Genomic DNA, 19,782 nt, shown 5'->3' with positions numbered 1-19,782 from the left:
GGTAACACCCCGAGTCCGTTAGAAAAAGTGCTGTTTGACTGTACAATCTGGTGACGGCAGTGTAGGCAGAGCGGAAAGGCTTGTGTGGCCCCCGTGCTGTTTGGCCTTTGCCAAGAAGCAGCATCGGGAATTCCGATATGGAAGAGGGAAGCTGGAGGTGAGGTTATGTCTTGCGGAGGACGGGTGAGCCCTTGCGGGGCCGAAGTGGTCTTTGCGCAGTTGCGGGACAGCATCTTTCGTGGCGATCTGAAGCCCGGTGAACAGCTTCCCTCTGTCAGACGGCTTGCCGAGTTGATGAATGTCAGCAGATACGCCGCGGAAAAGGCTGTGGTCACGCTCGCAAGACAGGGCTACGTGGACCGCCGCAGAGGGAAAGGCTGCGTTGTGGCGCTTCCCCATGCGCAGGCACCGCACAATCCGTTCCCTCATATCATGCTGCCTTCAAGCGCGTCTCTGGATGAGCTTATGGAAGTGCGTATCGGGCTGGAGAGCCACGGTGTGGCTCTTGCCGCACAAAAGGCCGATGAGCGCGACATAGCCTATCTGCGGGATGCCCTTGCCGACCTCATGGACGGGGAGCCGGACAGCGCGCGTTCACGGGATTCCGACATCAGGTTCCACATCGGCATAGCGCTGGCCACGCATAACTCCGTGTACATCGACCTGATCCGTCATTTCTACAGCTACATGTTCGAGAGTATCAGCAGCCTGCACGACAAGCTCTATGAGGATCGGGATGTCCATCTCATCATTGAGCAGCACCATTACAAAATTCTGGACGCCATTGTCAGCAGGGATGCCAACGGTGCCAGACGGTACATGGTGCAGCACATCATGTTTCTGCGTTCCTTTCTCAGGGACAGGGGCGCTGCGGGGAACCTGCTGTAACGGTAGAGAACATGCCATTGTGTGGGTAACGCATGGGCAGTGCAACGCAGGTTGTACTGCCCATGCGTTTTCAAAAGCTATGGTGAAGAGCGGGATGCGGTTGGTTCTATACTTCCGCAGTATAGGGCGGGGCAGGATCGTATTGCAGCAGTTTGCGCACCTCGCGGGCATGGTCGGGACTGTGCAGCTGGCCCACCAGCCACAGGGCCATGTCTATGCCTGCGGAAACACCCTGCGAGGTGACGATGTTGCCGTCGCGTACGTAGCGCATATCCGGCAGCACGGTCACGTCTGCGGCTTTTTCCAGTTCAGGCACCAACTGCCAGTGGGTGGTGGCCCGTTTCCCTGCGAGCAGGCCGGCCCGCTGCAGTATGAGGGCACCCGTGCAGACCGCAGTGGTAAAGCGTGCCTTGGCTGCCGTATCCCGTATCCACTGCATGGCGCGTTCGCTGCGGCGGGCCGCCTCCGGCGTCACCACGCCGGGGATGAGCAGCACGTCAACGGGGGGCGCGTCGTCAAAGGCGTGGTCGGGAATAACCCGCATGCCGAAGGCCGTGGTAACGGGGGCGGCGGATTCCGCAACAGTGATTACCCTGCCGGATTGCAACAGGTGGGCCGAGGCGCAGAACACTTCGTGCGGACCAACAAAGTCCAGCTTGGCCACGTCGTCAAAGATATACAGTCCGTATGTCAGCGTCATGATGAGCGCTCCTTTGCCGCAAAATGCGACAGATACTGTTTGGGTGAGATGCCGAGGCTCCGCGCAAAGGCTCTGCGCAGCCGTTCCTCCCGCCCGAAACCGGCACGTTCCGCAACGTGATCAAGGTTGCTTTCTCCGGCTTCCAGCAGTTCACGGGCCCGCATGAGTCGCAGTTCTTCCACGAATTTAGCGGGAGTCCTTCCGGTTGTTCTGGTGAATACGCGCGCGAAATTTCTCGGACTCATGCCAGCCACATCAGCCAGTTCTTCCACGGTGAGTGCGTGTTGCAGATGGGCCTGGGCCCATTCGTATACATGGCGGAATCGTGTGCCCGCATTGCCCTGTGCTTCCAGCGGGTCACTGAACTGCTGCTGCGTGCCGGGGCGCCGCAGGTAGAGCACCAGCATGCGGGCAACCTGCATGGCAAGGGCATGGCCGAAATCTGCTTCAACAAGGCTCAGGGCGAGGTCTATACCTGCCGTGACTCCTGCGCTGGTGTATATGTGGCCATCCTGCACATACAGGGCCTGCGTGTGCAGGCGCACGGCAGGGTGCTGTGCGGCAAAGTCCTCTGCCATGTACCAGTGCGTGGTGGCCTGCCTGCCCTGCAACAGGCCGGTTTGTGCAAGAATGAAGGCTCCGTTGCATACTGAGACCACCCTGCCTGCACTGTGTGCCAGCGTTGTCAGACGGGACAGGGCCACCTTGTCCTTGCACAAGCTGTCTACGCCGAAACCGCCCGGTATGAGCAGCATGCCGCAGCCTGCGGCGTCCTCCGGCGTGATGTCGGCATGCACGCGCAAACCGCAGCTCAGGCGCACGGGGCCGGTCTGCAGACCGGCATAGCGCAGGGTATAGCCCTTGTTCCCGCGGCCTTGTGCGTCAAGCAGGCGCGTGGCTGCCTCCAGCACCTCAACGGGGCCGGAAAAGTCCAGACTCAGGGCCTGTTCAAAGAGCAGTACGACAACGTCTTGTTTCATGCGGGGCCTCCCTTTGAATGCAGCATAGCGCATCGCGTCTTGTCTGCAATGACAAAGAACAGGCATTTTCTGCCATTCCTGATGCTTTCATCGGGAGCCATTGGACCCGTGTAACGCTGTTGTCGCCCGTCGGTCACCGCCATTTCACCGCACTTTGCGGCTTCCGTAACGCAGCCGACATGTCGTGTTCACGCAGGGGGAGCATCTCAGGGATACTGAAAGGGCATGGAGCGGGCAGCACCCGAAACCGTGAACAGGAGGAGGTCGTCATGCGTTCGGTACAGAACCCACTGGCAGCGGAGGAGCAGGAGAACACACTGTCGCTCGATACGGAGACGCGCAAGCGCGGTTCTGTGCGCAGCAGAAAGGCAGACCTGCACGTGCATTCGCGTTTTTCCACCAGACCGTCCGAATGGATTCTGCAGAAGATAGGCTGCGCGGAAAGCTACACCGATCCAGTGGCGCTCTACCACACCGCCAGACGACAGGGCATGGATTTTGTGACCATTACGGATCACAACACCATCGAGGGGGCATTGCAGATTGCGCACCTGCCGCACACCTTCATCTCCGAAGAAGTCACCGCCTATTTCCCCGAAGACCGCTGCAAGCTGCATGTGCTCTGTTACAACATCACTGAAGCCCAACATGAGGAAATACAAGGCCTGCGTACCAACGTGTATGAGCTGGTGGACTACTTTCTTCAGCAGGGTATTCCGCACGCCATGGCGCATGCCATGTATTCCCTGAACGGCAAGCTCACCCAGCAGCATATTGAGCGCCTTATCCTGCTGTTCCGTACCTTTGAGTTGAACGGCGCGCGTAATGAGGTGCTGAACAGCACCCTGTGCGAGATTCTGGGCTCGCTGGACAAGGCGCGCGTCGAACGCATGGCTGATGAACACAACATGCTGCCCCGAATGCACGAGCCATGGCGCAAGTATCTGATAGGCGGGTCCGACGACCACTCGTCCCTGAATATTGCCCGCACGCACACCGTTGTGCAGGATGTGGCGCATGGGCACACGGAGGGCGAACGCATTGCAGACTTTCTGCGCGGCATCAGTGATGGCCGTTCGGAGGTCTGCGGTGAGGCGGCGCAGCCGGAAACCATGGCCCACAACCTGTATTCCATTGCCTACCAGTTCTATAAGAACAAGTTTGCCCTGAACCGCCACGTGAACCGCGACCTGCTGCTGCGCTTTGCAGACCGCGCCCTGACCTCGTCGCCGGAACCGGAAGGAGGCCTGCTGACCCGTCTGCACAGCCTTATCGGTTTCAGGCGCGCCAAGCATGTGTTTGCCAGACCGCCGCGCAGTGTGCAGGGGCTGTTGCAGAAGGAGGCAGAAGACATCATCTGGAACGATGATGAGTTGCGCACCCTCATCAACACCATGGAAAACAGCGGACTGGCCTCGGAACAGGCATGGTTCCGGTTTGTGAATCACGCCTCGGAAACCGTAATGCGCAATCTGGCCGATTCGCTCATGGGGCACGCACTGGGCGCGAACCTGTTCAGCGTCTTCAACACCATCGGCTCCGCAGGGTCGCTGTATGCCATGCTGGCCCCCTATTTCGTGGCCTACACCCTGTTTACCAAGGACCGCACCTTCTGCGCAGAAAGCCGGGACCATTTCATAGAGCGCAGTCATGAGCGGCAGCGGCTGCACATCGGTCACTTCTCGGACACCTACCATGATGTGAACGGCGTGGCGCGGACCCTGCAAATGCAGCTGGACATAGCCCACAGGGTGGGGAAGCGGCTCAAGGTTATCACCTGCGGGCCGTCTTCCGTAACGGACAACCGCCCCGGTGTGGTCAACTTCGACCCCATAGGCACCTTTACCATGCCGGAATATCCCGAACTGGCGCTGTATTATCCGCCGGTACTGCGCATGCTGCAGTATGCCTACGATCAGAATTTCACGCACATCCATTCCGCCACACCCGGCCCCATCGGTCTGGTGGCGCTGGCCGTTTCGCGCATTCTGCAAATACCCATTCACGGCACCTACCACACCGCATTCCCGCAGTATGTGAGCATGCTTACCGACGATGCGGCGCTGGAAGAGGCCATGTGGCGGTACATGATCTGGTATTACAACCAGATGGACAGGGTATACGTGCCTTCGCGCGCAACAGGCGAAGAGCTTGTCGCCAGAGGCCTGCCCCGCGAAAAGGTGGTGTTCTATCAGCGTGGCATAGATACGGAGCAGTTTCATCCCCGTTACCGCAACGGCTTTTTCAAGCGATATGTGCCGGAAGAAGGAGTGAAGGATGCGGGAGAACGGCAGGGTGAACTGAAGTTTGTGTACGTGGGCCGCATCTCGCTTGAAAAGAACATCCATGTACTGACGGAGGCCTTCCGGCTGATGGCCCACAGATTGCGGGGTATTCGGCTTGTTGTGGTGGGAGACGGTCCCTACCGCGAAGAGATGGAGCTGGACCTGAAAGGCCTTCCCGTCACCTTTACCGGATACCTCACGGGCGAAGATCTTGCGGCGGCCTACGCCTCATCGGATGTGTTCGTATTTCCTTCCGGCACAGATACCTTCGGCAACGTGGTGCTGGAGGCGCAGGCTTCCGGCCTGCCGGTGATTGTTTCGGATATGGGCGGCCCCAAGGAGAATCTCATTCCCGGCAAGACCGGCTTCATCGTGCCGGAGGGCGATCCCATCGCATTGGCCGATGCCATGCTGCAGTTTGCGGATGCCCCGGAAATGCTGGACGAGATGCGCAAGGCTGCCCGCGCCTATACCGAAAGCCGCAGCTTTGAAGCCTGCTTCATGCACCAGTGGGAGATGTATCGCGAAAAGCAAGTGGCGTAGGGACGACCTTTACTGCGTATGGGGCGGAAAATTAGCTGTGCGTATGCCCCGGTCGAGACCGTCCCTGCCGGAATGGGCATCCGGTGGGGGCGGCGTTTTTTGAGTGATGGGGTGCGACTGGGGGTACCATCATGCAATGCAGCCTCCTTATCCACACCTGCGACACCAAGGGCTTCGGTTTGACTATCCGTTCCGGAGGAAGAAGCTTCTTGCTTCACGCGTGATTCGTGAACACGGTCCCCTAAATGTGAAGAGAGCCGGAAGCGTTTCCGCTTCCGGCTCTCTATTTGTCTTGTTAACCAGACCCTAGAACTCGATATTGCTGGGCGTTCTGGGGAAGGGGATGACGTCACGGATGTTGGTGATGCCGGTCAGCATCATCAGCAGGCGCTCAAAGCCCATGCCGAAACCGGCATGAGGCACGGTGCCGAAGCGGCGGGTATCCAGATACCACCAGTAATCGTCGATGTTCTGGCCAATCTCGCGGATGCGGCTTTCCAGCACATCCAGACGCTCTTCACGTTGCGATCCGCCGATGAGTTCGCCGATGCGGGGCACCAGCACGTCCATGGCGGCAACGGTCTTGCCGTCGTCGTTGAGGCGCATGTAGAAGGCCTTGATTTCCTTGGGGTAGTCGCGCACGATCACGGGCTTGCGGAAGTGCTCTTCCGCCAGATAGCGCTCATGCTCGGTCTGCAGGTCGCAGCCCCAGGATACGGGGTATTCCCAGTCCTTCTTGGCGGCGAGCAGAATGTCTATGGCTTCGGTGTAGGTCACACGGGCAAAGGGTTCCTTCACCAGCGTTTCCAGACGGCCCATCAGCTCCTTGTCCACAAAGCTGGCGAACAGGTTCAGGTCGTCGGCGCAGTTGTCCAGCACGTGCTGTACCACGTACTTGGTCATTTCTTCGCCAAGGTCCATGTCGTCGTGGATGTCGGCAAAGGCCATTTCAGGCTCGATCATCCAGAATTCGGCAGCGTGGCGGGGGGTGTTGGAATTCTCGGCGCGGAAGGTGGGGCCGAAGGTGTATACCTTGCCCAGACCCATGGCGAGCAGTTCGGCTTCCAGCTGACCGGAAACCGTGAGGTTGCTCTCGCGGCCGAAGAAGTCGTTTTCAAAATAGTCGCCGCTTTCCGGCTTCTGTGCGCCGGTTACGGGCAGGGTGGTCACGCGGAACATTTCGCCCGCGCCTTCGCAGTCGGAACCGGTCAGGATGGGCGTATGCACATAGAAGAAGCCGCGTTCACGGTAGAAGGTGTGAATGGCGTAGGCCGCTTCGGAACGGATGCGGAAGGCTGCGCCGTACTTGTTGGTGCGGGGACGCAGGTGCGCGATGGTGCGCAGGAATTCATCGGAATGACGTTTCTTCTGCAGGGGGAAGGTTTCGGCATCTGCCACGCCGAAGAGCTTCAGTTCGGTGCAGCGCACCTCCCACTTCTGTCCCTTGCCGGGGGACTCCACCAGTTCGCCCGTAACCTCGACGGAAGCGCCGGTGTTCACGTCCTTGATGACGGGGTAGGTGGGCACGGTTTCATCCACGATGACCTGAATGTTGGTCAGGCAGGAACCGTCGTTCAGTTCCAGAAACGAAAAGCCCTTGGAGTCGCGGCGGGTACGCACCCAGCCGCAAATCTTGATCTCCGCCATGGGGCCCTGAGCATTGAGCGCATCCACGATCTGCGTTCTACGCATACACTATCTCCTTGCAATCCCTGAATATGATAAGGCCATGCCAGTGACCTTCTTTCTGCCGGTATCGCGGCTGTGCGTGCGCCATGGCACTCTGGCCGCTGCCTTGGGATAGGCGCAATGCGCGGGGCCGGTCAACAGATTTTGCCCGTCCGCGCAATAAATCGCCTGCGGAGTGTTCGTATCATGAAAACCCCTTCGGGGATACGGTGGAATGGCCTGCGCAGGCGTTAATGCAGGTGGGATAAAAGAAAAGGCCTCCCCTAGCGCCAACAGGGGGAGGCCTTTCATGCCAAAAGCATATCTTTCGCGTTTATGCGGGCCGATACTCCTTGCGGTCCCGCATGTACAGTAACAGTCCCTTCGCATACGCGTCGGGAAAACTCCTCCACAATAGCCCGGGGACCTTTCGCACCGGTCCTCCGTGCGTGGCACGGGCGGCAAGCCGCCGTTACCGTCGAACATCCGGCCCCACCGGATGCCCTCATTGAGCTTTTCCATTCCGGCGTCGTGCGCGAAACGCTGCCGGAACCGACCTTGCGTGCGGGAGTGCCACCGATCAGACATTGCCGCTGCAGGCCAAGAAAAAATGATACATCCTCCGTCTCGGTTCATTGATTCCAGAAAAGCCACTGACACGGGAGAATGCAATTCTCCCGCCGTTCCTGTTACCCCCCGCCGATACCTCTATCAGCAGGCAGGAGCGGGTGTCGGGTTGATCGCGGAATCCCGGCGACGCGGAGCAAAGTCCGCTGCCCGTTGATCCGGCAACGTCTGCGGTGCGCATATGCGACCGGAGAATGCCGAATTGTGTCGACGGGGACGCCGAACCGTGAGCTGGCCGGTCTCCATTCGGCAAGCTCGGGCGGGAAACACGCCCCGACCATGAAAAACCCATACAATCATTTCAGTTCTGTCAGATGCACACAATCATGTCAATTCGGTTGAGACTGTTTATATGATCAGTTTTTCAGGCGGTTAGCGCTGTTTACGGACGTTTCGCCGAGGCTTGACGTATCGGTTGTGCGATTGTAAGGGGGATTTTTGCGGGAATAGTCAGCAGGGCGGGCAATGCCCGTGCCGTATGAGTTCCGGCAAGGATTACGGATCTTCAGTCTGGCAGAGGAATGCCGGACCGGGGATCACATGAAGAAGCGAGTTTGTTGCCATGACCCAAGCCAACAGAGATGAATTGATCCGCATTGCACGCGAATCGGGCCTGCCCGTTTCCGAAGATGCCACCGTGACCGAAGTGGTGCAGCTGTTGAGCACCATGCCCATTCTTACGGATGAGATCGCCGAGGCGCTCAACCATATTCTGGGTAATATCCGCGATACCGACAAAGCCGTAGGCGCCTAGGGTTCCTCTGTTCGCGGAACCCATGGTTCCGTCATTGAGGCTGCCAGGCGCATGTGTCGGGCGGCATGGATTGTTGCAACCTGCCGAATACGTGGCCCCCGTTGAAAGACGGGGGCTTTTTCATATCCGCGGATGCGGGGGCGGGCAGGAGTGGTCCGGCGCTTATCGATAACAGGCAGTGTCTCCGGTCCGGGTCAGAAGAAAATGTCCCGGAAAGGCGGATGGTTGTGGAAAAGATCCTGAGGGATGATTGCTGAAACCCTGCAAGTGGGATACCTGCGCTTCACGCCCCCATGAGGGCAGCTCTCCGGTACCGGTCCGCCGAATTGTTCGGGCGGGAAAAGAGGGGAGCGGGAGCATCTTCCATGGACTTCGCCAAGGCTAAACGGCAGGCCTATGCCGACATGCGGTTGTGGCAGCGCCCCTATTTCATCCTCTTCTGCTACCTGTTCACGGCCTGCTTCTATTCTCTCGTCTACTTTTTGCACTACCGGGAATTCAGGCAGCTGAGCCACAGCCTGCTCGACGCCTTCTACTTTTCCATGATCACCATCACCACGCTCGGCTATGGCGATATTACGCCAGCCTCGCAGCTGGCCAAGTGCATAGTGGCTTCAGAAGCCACTCTGGGCGTGATTGTCATAGGCATGTTCCTCAATTCGCTGGCAAGCTTTTACGCCCGTGTACGTGAGGAAATGGAAAAGGACGAAACAAGATTGAAGCGGTTGTGGAATATCACCAAGCGCCTTGATCTTATCGAACCTGCAGCCGTCATTCTGCTGATTGCGATCAACAGCATGATGGCCAAGAAGGTGAAGAAGTTCTCCTCCGCAGAACTGCGCACCATGTCGTTTCACGTGGGGGACCTGAAAGAGCTGTTTGCGCCCAGCCTGTTCTACAGGGCCGGCATGTCCACGCCTTCCGTGTTCTTCTATTTTGACTGCCTGCGCAAATTCGTCGCCAAGGTGGATCTGCTGGTGGCGCAGGACGATATGTCGCTGGAGCGGGAACGTGCGCGGCGCATAGTGAACCTGCTGCGCAAGATTGAATCCACGGACGTGGAACCCGCCATACGCGAAGGGTATGCCCGGAAGCTGGGCGACGGCAGGCGCGAGGCGGATGTCATACGGCTCTATCTGAGCCGTATCCGCAAGGACCCCGATACCATTCCCCTGCGCACGGTGGTGACCCCCGTGTTCATCCTGCGGGACCAGATTCGGCTGGTCATGGAACTGCTCATGGAGCTGGCGGAACTTTCCGAAGGCGTGGACAGGAAGGCCGTTGCCTAGATGCATGCCGGGGACAGGGGCGATGTGAGTCGCCCCGGGCGGGTCCTTCTTCTCGAATATCCTTGAGCCCGTGGCTGTCTGCAACGCAGAGGCTGTCTGGCTGATGATCATCCTTTTGCATTGTACCGATCCCACGGAGGCGTTAGCACGCCTTGTGTCCGGTCGTGTGCCGTTTGGCCGGTGACGACGGCTCCTTGCCCGAGGGAGGAGCTATGGTTGCTCCGCGTGCGTTTCAGGCATGTTGCCGATGCGGACAAAGGGGCGTATCGTAAAGGGATGTATTGGTGAATGTAACGGCATGGGCAGCCGCCCGTTTTGCCGGAGGAAATATGAATCAGGGAGTGGGAATGGAAGCGCGCAAGGTCAGTGACAGTGAAACCGTGGCAACGCACCGCGCATTGCCCAGTGATGCCAACCCCGCAGGCAACGTGCACGGCGGGGTCATACTCAAGCATATCGATCTGGCGGGCGCGGTGTGCGCCATGCGTCATGCCCGTGGCTGCACGGTGGTTACGGCCTCCATCGACCGCATGGAATTCAAGGCCCCCGCGCATGTGGGCGAACTGCTCATCCTCAAGGCCAGCGTGAATATGGTCAGTTCCAAATCCATGGAGGTTGGGGTGCGTGTGGAGTCGGAGAATCTGCTGACCGGCGATGTGCGCCATGTGGCCTCTGCCTACCTGACCTTTGTGGCCATGGATGAGAACCGCAAGCCCACGCCCGCTCCGCCCCTTGTTTTTGAAAGCCAGACCCATATCCGCCGGAACGAAGAGGCCATGCGTCGCCGTGAGTTGCGGCAGGAAGAACGTCGCCGCGAGAAGCTGGCGCAGGAGCGCATGGCCAGCGCGGAATCTCCGGAACCTGCGAAAACCAAGGAACTCTATTAACGGTGCGACTGGAACATGAAGCCTGAAGCCGACCGCGACCGCTCTGCGGCCCACCAGCCCGAGGCTCCTTCCGTAAAGGAAGGGAGGGGGCATGACGGCTTGGGGGCTGCCTCTGACGGCGGCATGGACAGAACCGTGGCCCGTGACGCCGCGGTGGTTTCCGGTGCTACGTTGTTGTCGCGGCTGCTGGGATTTGTGCGTGACTGTGTTGTGGCATCTGTGCTTGGGGCCGGGCCGTTGGCCGATGCCTTTTTCGTAGCCCTGCGCCTGCCCAACCTCATGCGCAGGCTCTTTGGTGAAGGCTCTCTTTCTCTCGCCCTTATCGGCGAATTTGCCCATACCCGCCAAGCCTCTGGCCTTGAAGCCGCCTTTTCCATGGTCAGAGCCTGCTTTGTCTGGCTGCTGCTCATTCTGGGTGCGGTGTGTCTGGCGGCCATGTACTGGCCCGAGCCCGTTACGGCCATGCTGGCTCCCGGGCTGATGAAAACGCCTGAGGTTTTTGCCCGCACGGCGGAGCTTGTCCGTCTGTGTTTCCCCTATGCCCTGCTTATCTGCATTACGGCCCTGTGCGGGGCCACCTTGCAGGCGCAGGGGCACTTTCTCGCCCCCGCTCTGGCTCCGAGTCTGTTCAACTGTTCGCTCATCGGCGGGGCTGCCGTCGCATGGATGGCGGGCTGGCCCGTGCCCGAGACGCTGGGCGTCAGCCTGCTGGTGGCAGGTGGGTTGCAGATTGCGCTGCAGCAGCCTTTTCTGGCCCGCACGGGCTTTCGCTGGCATGGGCTTTGTTCCTTGAAGGACGAGGCAGCCCGCAGGGTGGGGCGGCTCATGCTGCCCTCCGTTTTCGGGGCCGCCGTGTATCAGATCGGCATCGTGCTGACCACCATGCTCGCCTCTCTGCTGCCCGAAGGCAGTATCTCCCATTTGTACTATGCGGACAGGTTGGTGCAGTTCCCGCTGGGGGTGTTCGGTGTGGCTGTCGGCACCGCGGCACTGCCTGCGCTGGCAACGCTGGCTGCACGCGGAGATCATGCGCGTTTTCATGCGGCACTTGAAGAGGCGCTGCGCCTTACCCTGTTCATCAGTCTGCCTGCCGCTGCCGGACTTGCCGGTATGGCAGCGCCCATCGTGGATACCCTGTTCGGACGCGGTGCCTTCGACGCAGCGGCGGTGGAGCAGACCGTGTATGCCTTGTGGGGCTATGCGCCGGGGCTTCCGGCCTTTGCGGCGACGCGCCCGTTGATTGCGGCCTTTCATGCCCGCAGGGATGCCGCAACGCCTGTTGCGGCGGCTGTGGGCGGGCTTGTGGTCACTGTGGGCGGCGGAGCCGTGCTCATGCAGTTCATGGGTGCGGCAGGGCTTGCCCTTGCGGTGTCGCTCGGCTCATGGACCAACGTCATCCTGTTGTACCGCCTGTTCCTGAGAAGAGAAGGCGGGCATCCGTTCCGGTTGGGCTGGGCGGTGGTATACTTTGCTCTCAGCGCGGGGGTGTTTGCGGGAGCGGATTTCTGTGCAGCCCGTTTCGGCCTTTGGAGTCTTACAGGAATACCTGTTATCATTGTGTTCTACGCCGGAAGTGCTATGCTGTGCGGAAGTCCTGATGTAAAACTGCTGTTGCGTCGATGAAATGCCGTCGTCCTCTTCCGGTGGGCGGCGTGCTGTGCTAGAAGAAGTGGTGCGGCCTTCTGCGACGGTATTGTGCTGAGCTTCGGAATGCCTGCTGTTGAAGAACGTTGCTGTGCGGTAATGGTCCGCTACTGACGGTAATGTATTTTGGAAGATACGGTGCATGATAAAAAGATCGACAGGATTGGGATTCAATAGCCTGCAGGCAAGACTGGCGACACTTGTGGTGGCGGTTTCCACATTGGTGCTGCTGCTCTTCAGTGCGTTCGACTATGTGGCCGTGCGGCATCAAAAGTATGTCGAGCTGGAGAATTTCACCCAGCATCTGGCGGCGCGTACTGCACGGACGCTGCTGCGCCCTGTCTGGAACGTCGATATCAAGGCTGTAGAATCCATCATAGCTTCAGAACTGGACGACCGTCGCGTCTACGCCATGTTCGTGCTGGAAGATGACGGGCGTACCGTCTTTTTCGGTGTGCGTAACGATGGCACCCGCCTTACTTCCATTCCCGTGGACGAGACCCGCGATATGCTGCTCTACTCTGAAGAGCTGGGCATGGACGGGCAATATATCGGTTCCGTCCTTGTCATGGTGACTGTGGAGCATGTCCGCAAGGAGCTTCTGGATCAGGTCATCGCCACGGGTGCCCGTACCATCGCTCTGGTAACCGTGCTCGGTTGCCTCATTCTTTACGTGGCCCGCAAGACCGTTATCCGGCCCATTCAGCGTCTTTCCGACACCACCCGCAGCATTGCCGAAGACAAGATTTACATGGTGCGGGCCGAGAAGACCCATGACGACGAGATAGGCTCGCTGGTGGACAGCTTCAACGAAATGCTTGAGCGCATAGAGGCGCGCGACCAGATGCTGAATAATCGCAGAAAGCATCTGGAGGCACTGGTCACCGAGCGCACTGCCGAGCTTGAGGAAGCACGGCGCAAGTCGGAAGACGCCAGCAAGGCCAAGAGCGAATTCGTGGCCAACATGAGCCACGAGTTGCGTACGCCCATGAATGCCATCATCGGGATGATAGATATTACCGAAAAAACCAAGCTGACGGCCAAGCAGCAGGAATATCTGAAGATTATCAAGGCTTCTGCCCGTTCGTTGCTGGGTATTGTCAACGATATTCTCGACATATCCAAAATAGAGGCCCAGCGGCTTGAACTGGAAGTGATTCCCTTTGATCTGCGCAAACTGCTGGATGAAGTGACAGACCTTTTCGGTGACCGTGTTTCCGAGAAGGGGGTGGAGCTTGTGGCGGACATCGATTCCGATGTGCCCAATTCCTTCCTCGGCGACCCGCTCCGGCTCAAGCAGGTGCTCATCAATCTGGTGACCAACGCCTTCAAGTTCACGGACAGGGGTGAGGTGTACGTCTCCATCTCCCTTGCTTCACTTGATCGCGGAAACGCCGTGCTGGATTTCTTTGTCCGCGACACCGGCATCGGCATTCCCAAGGACCGCCAGCGTAACCTGTTCGAAATGTTCACGCAGGCAGATGGCTCCACAACACGCAAGTATGGCGGAACGGGGCTTGGGCTGGCCATCGCCCGTGAACTGGTTACTCTCATGGGCGGGAGCATCAACGTGGAAAGTGAAGTGGGCAAGGGCAGCGTCTTCCACTTCTCCGTGCGCCTGCAGCTTGCCGAGCGTCAGGAGTCGCGCCAGTACGAGCTGCCGTCGGAAGTCTGGAAGCACAGGGTGCTGCTGGTAGAAGACAATCTCAGTAACCGCTCCGTCATTGAACGGATGTTCGCATCCATGGGCATGCAGTGTGATTCGCTGGAAGATGGTTCATCAGCACTGGCCCTGCTGGAAAAGGACGCCTCCCGCTACGGCCTGTTGTTGCTGGATTGGCGTCTTCCCGGCATGGACGGATTGCAGGTGGTGGAATCTCTGCTGGCCAAGGGAGTGAAGCTGCCGCCTGTCATGCTCATGACTGCTTTCGGGCGTGAGTCAGAGGTGGAGCGCGCAGAAACGCTTGGTATTCGCGCCTTCTTGCTCAAGCCGGTGAAGATTGCTTCTCTTCATCGTATCATACTGGAAACTTTCGGCTTCACAGAGCAGAAGCCCGAACCGGCTGCCGAGGGCATGGATATGAAGGAATTCAAAGGGATCAAGGCGCTTCTGGTTGAGGACAACATCATCAACCAGCATGTGGCCCGCGAGGTTCTCGAGAGCGAAGGGGTGCGGGTGGATGTGGCCGAGACGGGCAAGCATGCGCTTTCCATGTTGGAGACCCAGTCCTATGACGTGATCTTCATGGACCTGCAGATGCCGGTCATGGACGGGTTTGAAGCGACACGCATCATCCGCTCCATGCCCCGGTTTGATGCCGTACCCATTCTTGCCATGACTGCCCATGTCATGACCGAAGACAAGGCACTGGCCCAGAGCGCAGGCATGAACGACTATATTACCAAGCCAATAGACCGCATATTGCTCTTCGGCGCGTTGCGCAAGTGGGTGGGGCCAAGCCGCAAGCAGGCACCGGAGGCACCGGATGCCGTGTCGGAAGTTGTCGCGCCCGCTGAGGTGGTTTCTGCCGCGGCAGCAGAGCCGCGTTCCGGTGTGCCCGTAGCTTCCCAGCCGTTGGCTGAGGTGATGGCTATGCCCGCAAGCGAAATGCCGGATATTGAAGAAGGCAAGCTGCCTGAAGAGCTGCCCGGACTGGATATCGCCGAGGGCGTGCAGCGGGTGAGCGGCAAGACATGGCTCTACCTGAAGATTCTGGAAGGTTTTCTTGGTGCGTATGGCAACGTCATGGAAGATTTGCGCGCCCTGCATTCGGTGAACGACAGGGACGGGCTTTCTCGCAAGGCTCACACCATTGCAGGAGCGGCAGGGAATGTCTCTGCCAATGAACTGCGCCTGAAGGCGTTGGCCGTGGAACAGGCTGCAGGCAGGGAAGGCGAAAACCTGCCGGAACTGCTGGACGATATGGATGAGGCGCTGGTGGTGGCCTGCGCATCCATGCGCAGCGTTGTGGGTCCCCAGGCGTAAATTACTAGTTGCCACTCTTGGAAAAAAGAAAAGCCCCGCTAACACGGGGCTATCTTTTTGGATGGGGCGAATGATGGGGATTGAACCCACGACAACACGGGCCACAACCGTGTGCTCTGCCAACTGAGCTACATCCGCCACAGGCAAGAACGGCTCTATACATGGACCTGTGGTGGTGGTCAAGCATATTTTCTGTCTCTTCAAAAAAGATTTGCCCCCTTTTTCCGTGCAGCGTACAAGAGTGTGCCGGTAACGGAGGATCCCCCTTGGGATCCGAGCTGCCGGGCATATAACACCCAAAAAGGGAGTAACATGGAAAAACTCGTCATCGAAGGCGGGAAACCGCTCAAGGGAACGATCAGGATAAGCGGCGCCAAGAATGCCGCACTGCCCATTCTCATGGGATCCATCCTTCTGGATGAGCCCATTACGTTTACCAATGTCCCCAACCTCAAGGACATTCGCACCACCATCAAGCTGCTGGAGATTCTCGGCTGCCCCGCATCGTTCGAAAACGGTGTGGTACGCACCCGTCCCTGCGAGCTGAAGCCTGAAGCGCCGTATGAACTGGTGAAGACCATGCGCGCCTCCGTGCTGTGTCTCGGCCCGCTGCTGGCCCGTCTTGGCTATGCCAAGGTCGCCTATCCCGGCGGCTGTGCCATCGGCGCACGTCCGGTGAACCTGCACCTTTCCGCATTGGAGCAGATGGGCGTGGAGTTCGACCTTGATTCCGGTTACATCGTCGGCAAGGTGGATACGCTGCGCGGTGCTCATATCGTGTTCGAAAAGATCACTGTTGGCGGGACGGAAAACCTGCTCATGGCAGCCGCACTTGCCGAGGGTGAAACCATTCTGGAAAACGCTGCACGCGAACCGGAAGTGGTGGACCTTGCCAATTTCCTTATCGCCTGCGGTGCCAAGATTGAAGGCCACGGTACCAGCGTGATTCGTATTCAGGGCGTGCCGCGTCTGCACGGTTGCGAATATCCCATCATGGCGGACCGCATCGAGGCGGGCACGTTCATGGTGGCTGCGGCCATTACCAAGGGCGATCTGCTGCTGGAACACTGCCCCTACGAGGCACTGGACGCCGTTATTTCCAAGCTGCGCGAAATGGGCGTGGAAGTTACCAAGGAAGAAGGCGGCGTACGTGTGCGCCACACCGGCAAGCTTGAGTCCGTGGACATCACCACCCAGCCTTATCCCGGTTTCCCCACCGACATGCAGGCGCAGTTCATGGCGCTGATGTGTGTTGCGGAAGGTTCCGGCATGGTGGAAGAAACCATTTTCGAAAACCGCTTCATGCACGTGCTGGAACTGGTGCGCATGGGTGCGGACGTACGCCTCGTGGGCCGCACTGCCCGTATCAAGGGCGGCCGCGATCTCAATGGAGCCCCTGTCATGGCATCCGACCTGCGTGCCAGCGCCTCGCTGGTGCTCGCCGGCCTTGCCGCGGAAGGCACCACCCATGTACAGCGCATTTACCATCTGGACCGCGGTTATGAGCGTATCGAAGAGAAGCTCAATCCCGTGGGTGCCAGCATCGTCCGCATGCAGGAAATCGAAGAATAATACGGAGCCGCAGTGCGCCGTTTTTCCGATTACGCCAAAGCCTCCGCAACCACCGTTGTTGCGGGGGCTTTTTTATTGCCCTGGCAGTGGCTGGCTCTGTGCTGGTTTGCCGGAATATGGGCCACGCGGCATCCTGAACCGGCTGTGCCGGGCATTCTGGCTGTGCTGCTCATTCTGGTGCTGGAGGGCATGAAGACACCGCCTCAGGCTCCGGACGCCGGTGTGCGGGAAAGGCTGCAACGGCTCGGAGTCTTGGGGCGTTTCGTGCGCTTTACCCTGCCTGTGCTGGCCTTGCTTGCCGTAGCGGCGGGATATGGTGCAGCCACGCTCCGCACGCCTGATGCGGTGCAGGTGCTGCCCGTCTTTGTGGAGGAGCGCAAGCCCGTAATCGTGACGGGAACAGTCGTGGCTGTGCAACCGGCCCTGCAGAACCGTTTGCAGGTCATTCTGGATGACCTGTGGTGCGAGGACGGCAACGAACGCATTCCGTTGTCCGGCCGTATGGTCTGGACATGGGACTCGCCCGCTTCCGTTGGTGGTGCGCCGGAGGGTGTACGCATCGGACCCGGGCAGCAGGTGACGCTGCAGCAGCGCGTAAAGACCGTGCGCGGTTTCCTGAATGAGGGCACGTGGGATAGCGGGCAATACTGGCGTGACAGGGGCGTTCTCTGGCGCATGTGGTCCCGTGGCGACGGTAAGGGCCTTGTGGTATCCGGCGAGCCGGATCGTTTCTGGCAGTGGCGCGAGGCTGTGCGCACGCGGGTCATGTCCGTGCTCATGCCCGTCTCCGGTGCTGAGCTGGTCGCTCCGTCGAAATCCGTTCATGGCCGGAGCGGTAACGCGGATGCTGCTGGCGGAACTGATCAGGACGGCGATGAAACAGGTGGCGCAGACAGTCTTAACGGCAAGGCGGGGCGTGGCAATGCGGACGGGGCTGACGGCTGGCAGTCGCTGGTGCCCGAGAACGGCAACCCTGCCTCGGTAATTCCGGCCCTGCTGTTCGGCGACAGGTTCCATCTTACCTATGCGCGCATGGACCAGCTTTCGCTGGCGGCGGTGTCGCATTCCCTTGCCCTTTCCGGCATGCATCTCGGTGTCATGGGCGGTATTGGCTGGTGTCTGGCGTGGCTGGCCGGCCTTGTGTACCCGGCCCTGTACCTGCGCATACCGAGGCCCAAGCTGGCAGTGCTCTGCGCAACGCCGCTGGTGGCTGGCTATGTATGGCTTGGGGGCTCATCTCCTTCCTTGTTGCGCGCCGCGCTGATGTTTGCCTGCTGGGGTGTGCTTCTGTGGCGCAACCGGCCCCGTGTGCTGCTGGACGGCGTGTTCATGGCGGTGGGGCTGATCTCGCTCTGGGATCCGCTGGCCCTGTTTGATCTGCGCCTGCAGCTTTCTGCGCTGGCCGTGCTCTCTCTGGCGTTGTTTCTGCCCCTGCTGTTGCCCATCTTTTCTGCGTGGGCAGACCGGCTCCTTACCCGCCGGAGTTCTGTGGATGCGGACTTATTAGATGCTGGGGCGCAGGCTCCGCGCATGACCCGCATGATGGCCCGTTTCCGTATGGGAGCGGCGGGACTGCTGGCAGCCAACGTGAGCATTCAGCTGGGCATGCTGCCCGTGGTTATCTGGAATTTCAACACGACCAGTCCATGGTTCCTGCTCAATCTCATCTGGTTGCCCGTTCTGGGGCTGTGGGTGCTGCCTCTCTGCCTGTCAGGTTTGCTGTTAAGTTTCCTCTGGGGTGCTGCGGCTGCGGTGGGCTTTCACGCTGCGCTGTGGCCTGTAACGTGGTTGTTTGACGGGCTGGATTGGCTGCAGCAGGCCGGATGGCTGGTGCCCCATGTGGCCATGCGGCCGCACTGGTTGAGTATGGCGGGGTACTGGCTGTTGCTGGTTGGCTGCGCGCTGCATATGCAAACTGCGGGAGCTGAGGCAGCGCGACGTATCAGAACCGGTATGGCGGTGGGGGCGCTGCTGCTGTGCCTTGCTCCGGCGGGGCGCATGGTTGCAGCCATGCAGGACAACGTGAGCCTGACCCTGCTTGATGTGGGGCAGGGGCAGTCCATTCTGCTGGCTTTGCCACATGAGGAGCGCATCCTCGTGGACGGCGGCGGATTCGGCCTTTCCGGATTCGATACCGGCAAGTCCATCGTCACGCCGGTGGTCACACGCGGTATGCCGCCCCGTCTGGATGTCGTTGCCAATACGCATCCTGATACGGACCACCTGCAGGGGCTGCTGTATCCGTTGCGGCATTTCTCCGTGGCTTCGTTTGCGGGAAATGGCGATAAAGCCACGCGTTCCAACGCCGCGCAACTGCGCAGGCTGCGGGATGAGACCGGGATTGAACCGGCGACGCTGGCAGCAGGCGACGTGCTGTATGAGAAGAACGGGCTGCGCCTTGAGGTGCTGCATCCCCCGCGCGAGAAGGGGAGGGCGTCTTCCAACAACGCTGCGTTGGTGCTGCGCCTTGTGCGTGACGGGCACGGGCTTGCGTTGCTCATGGGAGACCTTGAGAAGGAGGGCATTCGGACCTTGCTGGCATCCGGGCAGGAGCTGAGCGCAGAGGTTCTTGTGCTGCCGCACCACGGTGCCCGTTCAAGCCTTGCTCCGGCCCTGTATGATGCCGTGCGTCCCCGTTTCGCCCTTGCCGGCACGGGCTATTTGAATCAGTGGAAATTCCCCTCTCAGGCTGTGCAGGATGCCCTGAAGGAAGAAGGGATTTCTTTGTATCACACGGCGGCTGACGGGCAGGTGCGGGTGCTGTGGTGCAAAGGGGCTGCGGCGGCAGTGGAGACGTATCGGGCCGGTCCCGGGGTGGCCGGAGAGTAAGCGTGGTGGGAGCTGGGCTTTGAACGGCTTAGCCTGACCGCGGCTTGGAAGATTCTGTTCTGCTCGCACTGTTCCGGACGCCGAAAACAGGAGCGGCGTCTTTTCGACGCCGCCCGGATCCCAACCATCA

The 19,782-nt window shown here is 59.6% G+C and carries 12 protein-coding genes and 1 tRNA gene; 9 read left to right on the top strand and 4 right to left on the bottom strand.

The window, feature by feature from the left end:
• The first annotated feature begins 165 nt into the window (after positions 1-165).
• Positions 166-888: a FadR/GntR family transcriptional regulator gene (locus N1030_RS12760; RefSeq protein ID WP_265825856.1), complete on the top strand. Its 723-nt coding sequence runs from the start codon at positions 166-168 to the stop codon at positions 886-888.
• Between the two features lie 106 nt (positions 889-994).
• On the opposite strand, the gene N1030_RS12755 is transcribed toward N1030_RS12760, so the two are convergent.
• Positions 995-1,588 (bottom strand): DJ-1/PfpI family protein, encoded by a 594-nt coding sequence (locus tag N1030_RS12755; RefSeq protein ID WP_265825855.1) that lies wholly within the window; start codon positions 1,586-1,588, stop codon positions 995-997.
• Positions 1,585-2,568 (bottom strand): GlxA family transcriptional regulator, encoded by a 984-nt coding sequence (locus N1030_RS12750; protein WP_265825854.1) that lies wholly within the window; start codon positions 2,566-2,568, stop codon positions 1,585-1,587. The genes N1030_RS12755 and N1030_RS12750 overlap by 4 nt, the downstream gene beginning before the upstream one ends.
• A gap of 269 nt (positions 2,569-2,837) precedes the next feature.
• Here N1030_RS12750 and N1030_RS12745 point away from each other — a divergent pair, with 269 nt between their 5' ends.
• Positions 2,838-5,396, top strand: a complete 2,559-nt coding sequence (locus N1030_RS12745; protein ID WP_265825853.1) for a glycosyltransferase — start codon at positions 2,838-2,840, stop codon at positions 5,394-5,396.
• Positions 5,397-5,702: 306 nt separating this feature from the next.
• On the opposite strand, the gene asnS is transcribed toward N1030_RS12745, so the two are convergent.
• The gene (gene asnS, locus N1030_RS12740) at positions 5,703-7,088 is read right to left on the bottom strand and encodes an asparagine--tRNA ligase (protein ID WP_265825852.1); all 1,386 of its coding nucleotides are present in this window, start codon (positions 7,086-7,088) and stop codon (positions 5,703-5,705) included.
• Positions 7,089-8,253: 1,165 nt separating this feature from the next.
• On the opposite strand from asnS, the gene N1030_RS12735 reads away from it, so the two are divergent.
• The 5 genes from N1030_RS12735 (at position 8,254) to N1030_RS12715 (ending at position 15,251) form a co-directional block, all read left to right on the top strand.
• Positions 8,254-8,445 (top strand): hypothetical protein, encoded by a 192-nt coding sequence (locus N1030_RS12735; RefSeq protein WP_265825851.1) that lies wholly within the window; start codon positions 8,254-8,256, stop codon positions 8,443-8,445.
• 365 nt (positions 8,446-8,810) lie between these two features.
• On the top strand, positions 8,811-9,734 hold the full coding sequence (locus tag N1030_RS12730; protein WP_265825850.1) for a potassium channel family protein: 924 nt from the start codon (positions 8,811-8,813) through the stop codon (positions 9,732-9,734).
• 347 nt (positions 9,735-10,081) lie between these two features.
• A complete protein-coding gene (locus N1030_RS12725; protein WP_265829065.1) occupies positions 10,082-10,621 on the top strand; it encodes an acyl-CoA thioesterase in 540 nt (179 codons plus the stop codon).
• Between the two features lie 15 nt (positions 10,622-10,636).
• Positions 10,637-12,244 carry a murein biosynthesis integral membrane protein MurJ gene (murJ, locus tag N1030_RS12720; RefSeq protein WP_265825849.1) on the top strand — a complete coding sequence of 536 codons (1,608 nt, stop codon included), beginning with the start codon at positions 10,637-10,639 and terminating at the stop codon, positions 12,242-12,244.
• 163 nt (positions 12,245-12,407) lie between these two features.
• Positions 12,408-15,251: a response regulator gene (locus N1030_RS12715; protein WP_265825848.1), complete on the top strand. Its 2,844-nt coding sequence runs from the start codon at positions 12,408-12,410 to the stop codon at positions 15,249-15,251.
• 62 nt (positions 15,252-15,313) lie between these two features.
• Here N1030_RS12715 and N1030_RS12710 read toward each other — a convergent pair.
• Positions 15,314-15,389: transfer RNA gene (locus tag N1030_RS12710), tRNA-His, on the bottom strand.
• A gap of 174 nt (positions 15,390-15,563) precedes the next feature.
• Between N1030_RS12710 and murA the strand changes: the two genes are divergently transcribed.
• Together murA and N1030_RS12700 are read left to right on the top strand one after the other, a co-directional pair.
• Entirely contained in the window at positions 15,564-16,823 is a 1,260-nt protein-coding gene (murA, locus tag N1030_RS12705; RefSeq protein WP_265825847.1) for a UDP-N-acetylglucosamine 1-carboxyvinyltransferase, read from the top strand.
• Between the two features lie 12 nt (positions 16,824-16,835).
• A complete protein-coding gene (locus N1030_RS12700; protein ID WP_265825846.1) occupies positions 16,836-19,652 on the top strand; it encodes a DNA internalization-related competence protein ComEC/Rec2 in 2,817 nt (938 codons plus the stop codon).
• The last annotated feature ends 130 nt before the right edge of the window (positions 19,653-19,782 follow it).

This window comes from Desulfovibrio mangrovi, assembly GCF_026230175.1.
Taxonomy (GTDB): Bacteria; Desulfobacterota; Desulfovibrionia; order Desulfovibrionales; family Desulfovibrionaceae; genus Halodesulfovibrio; species Halodesulfovibrio mangrovi.
Note: the sequence above shows the minus strand (reverse complement) of the source record. Positions and strands in the feature narration are given on the sequence as shown.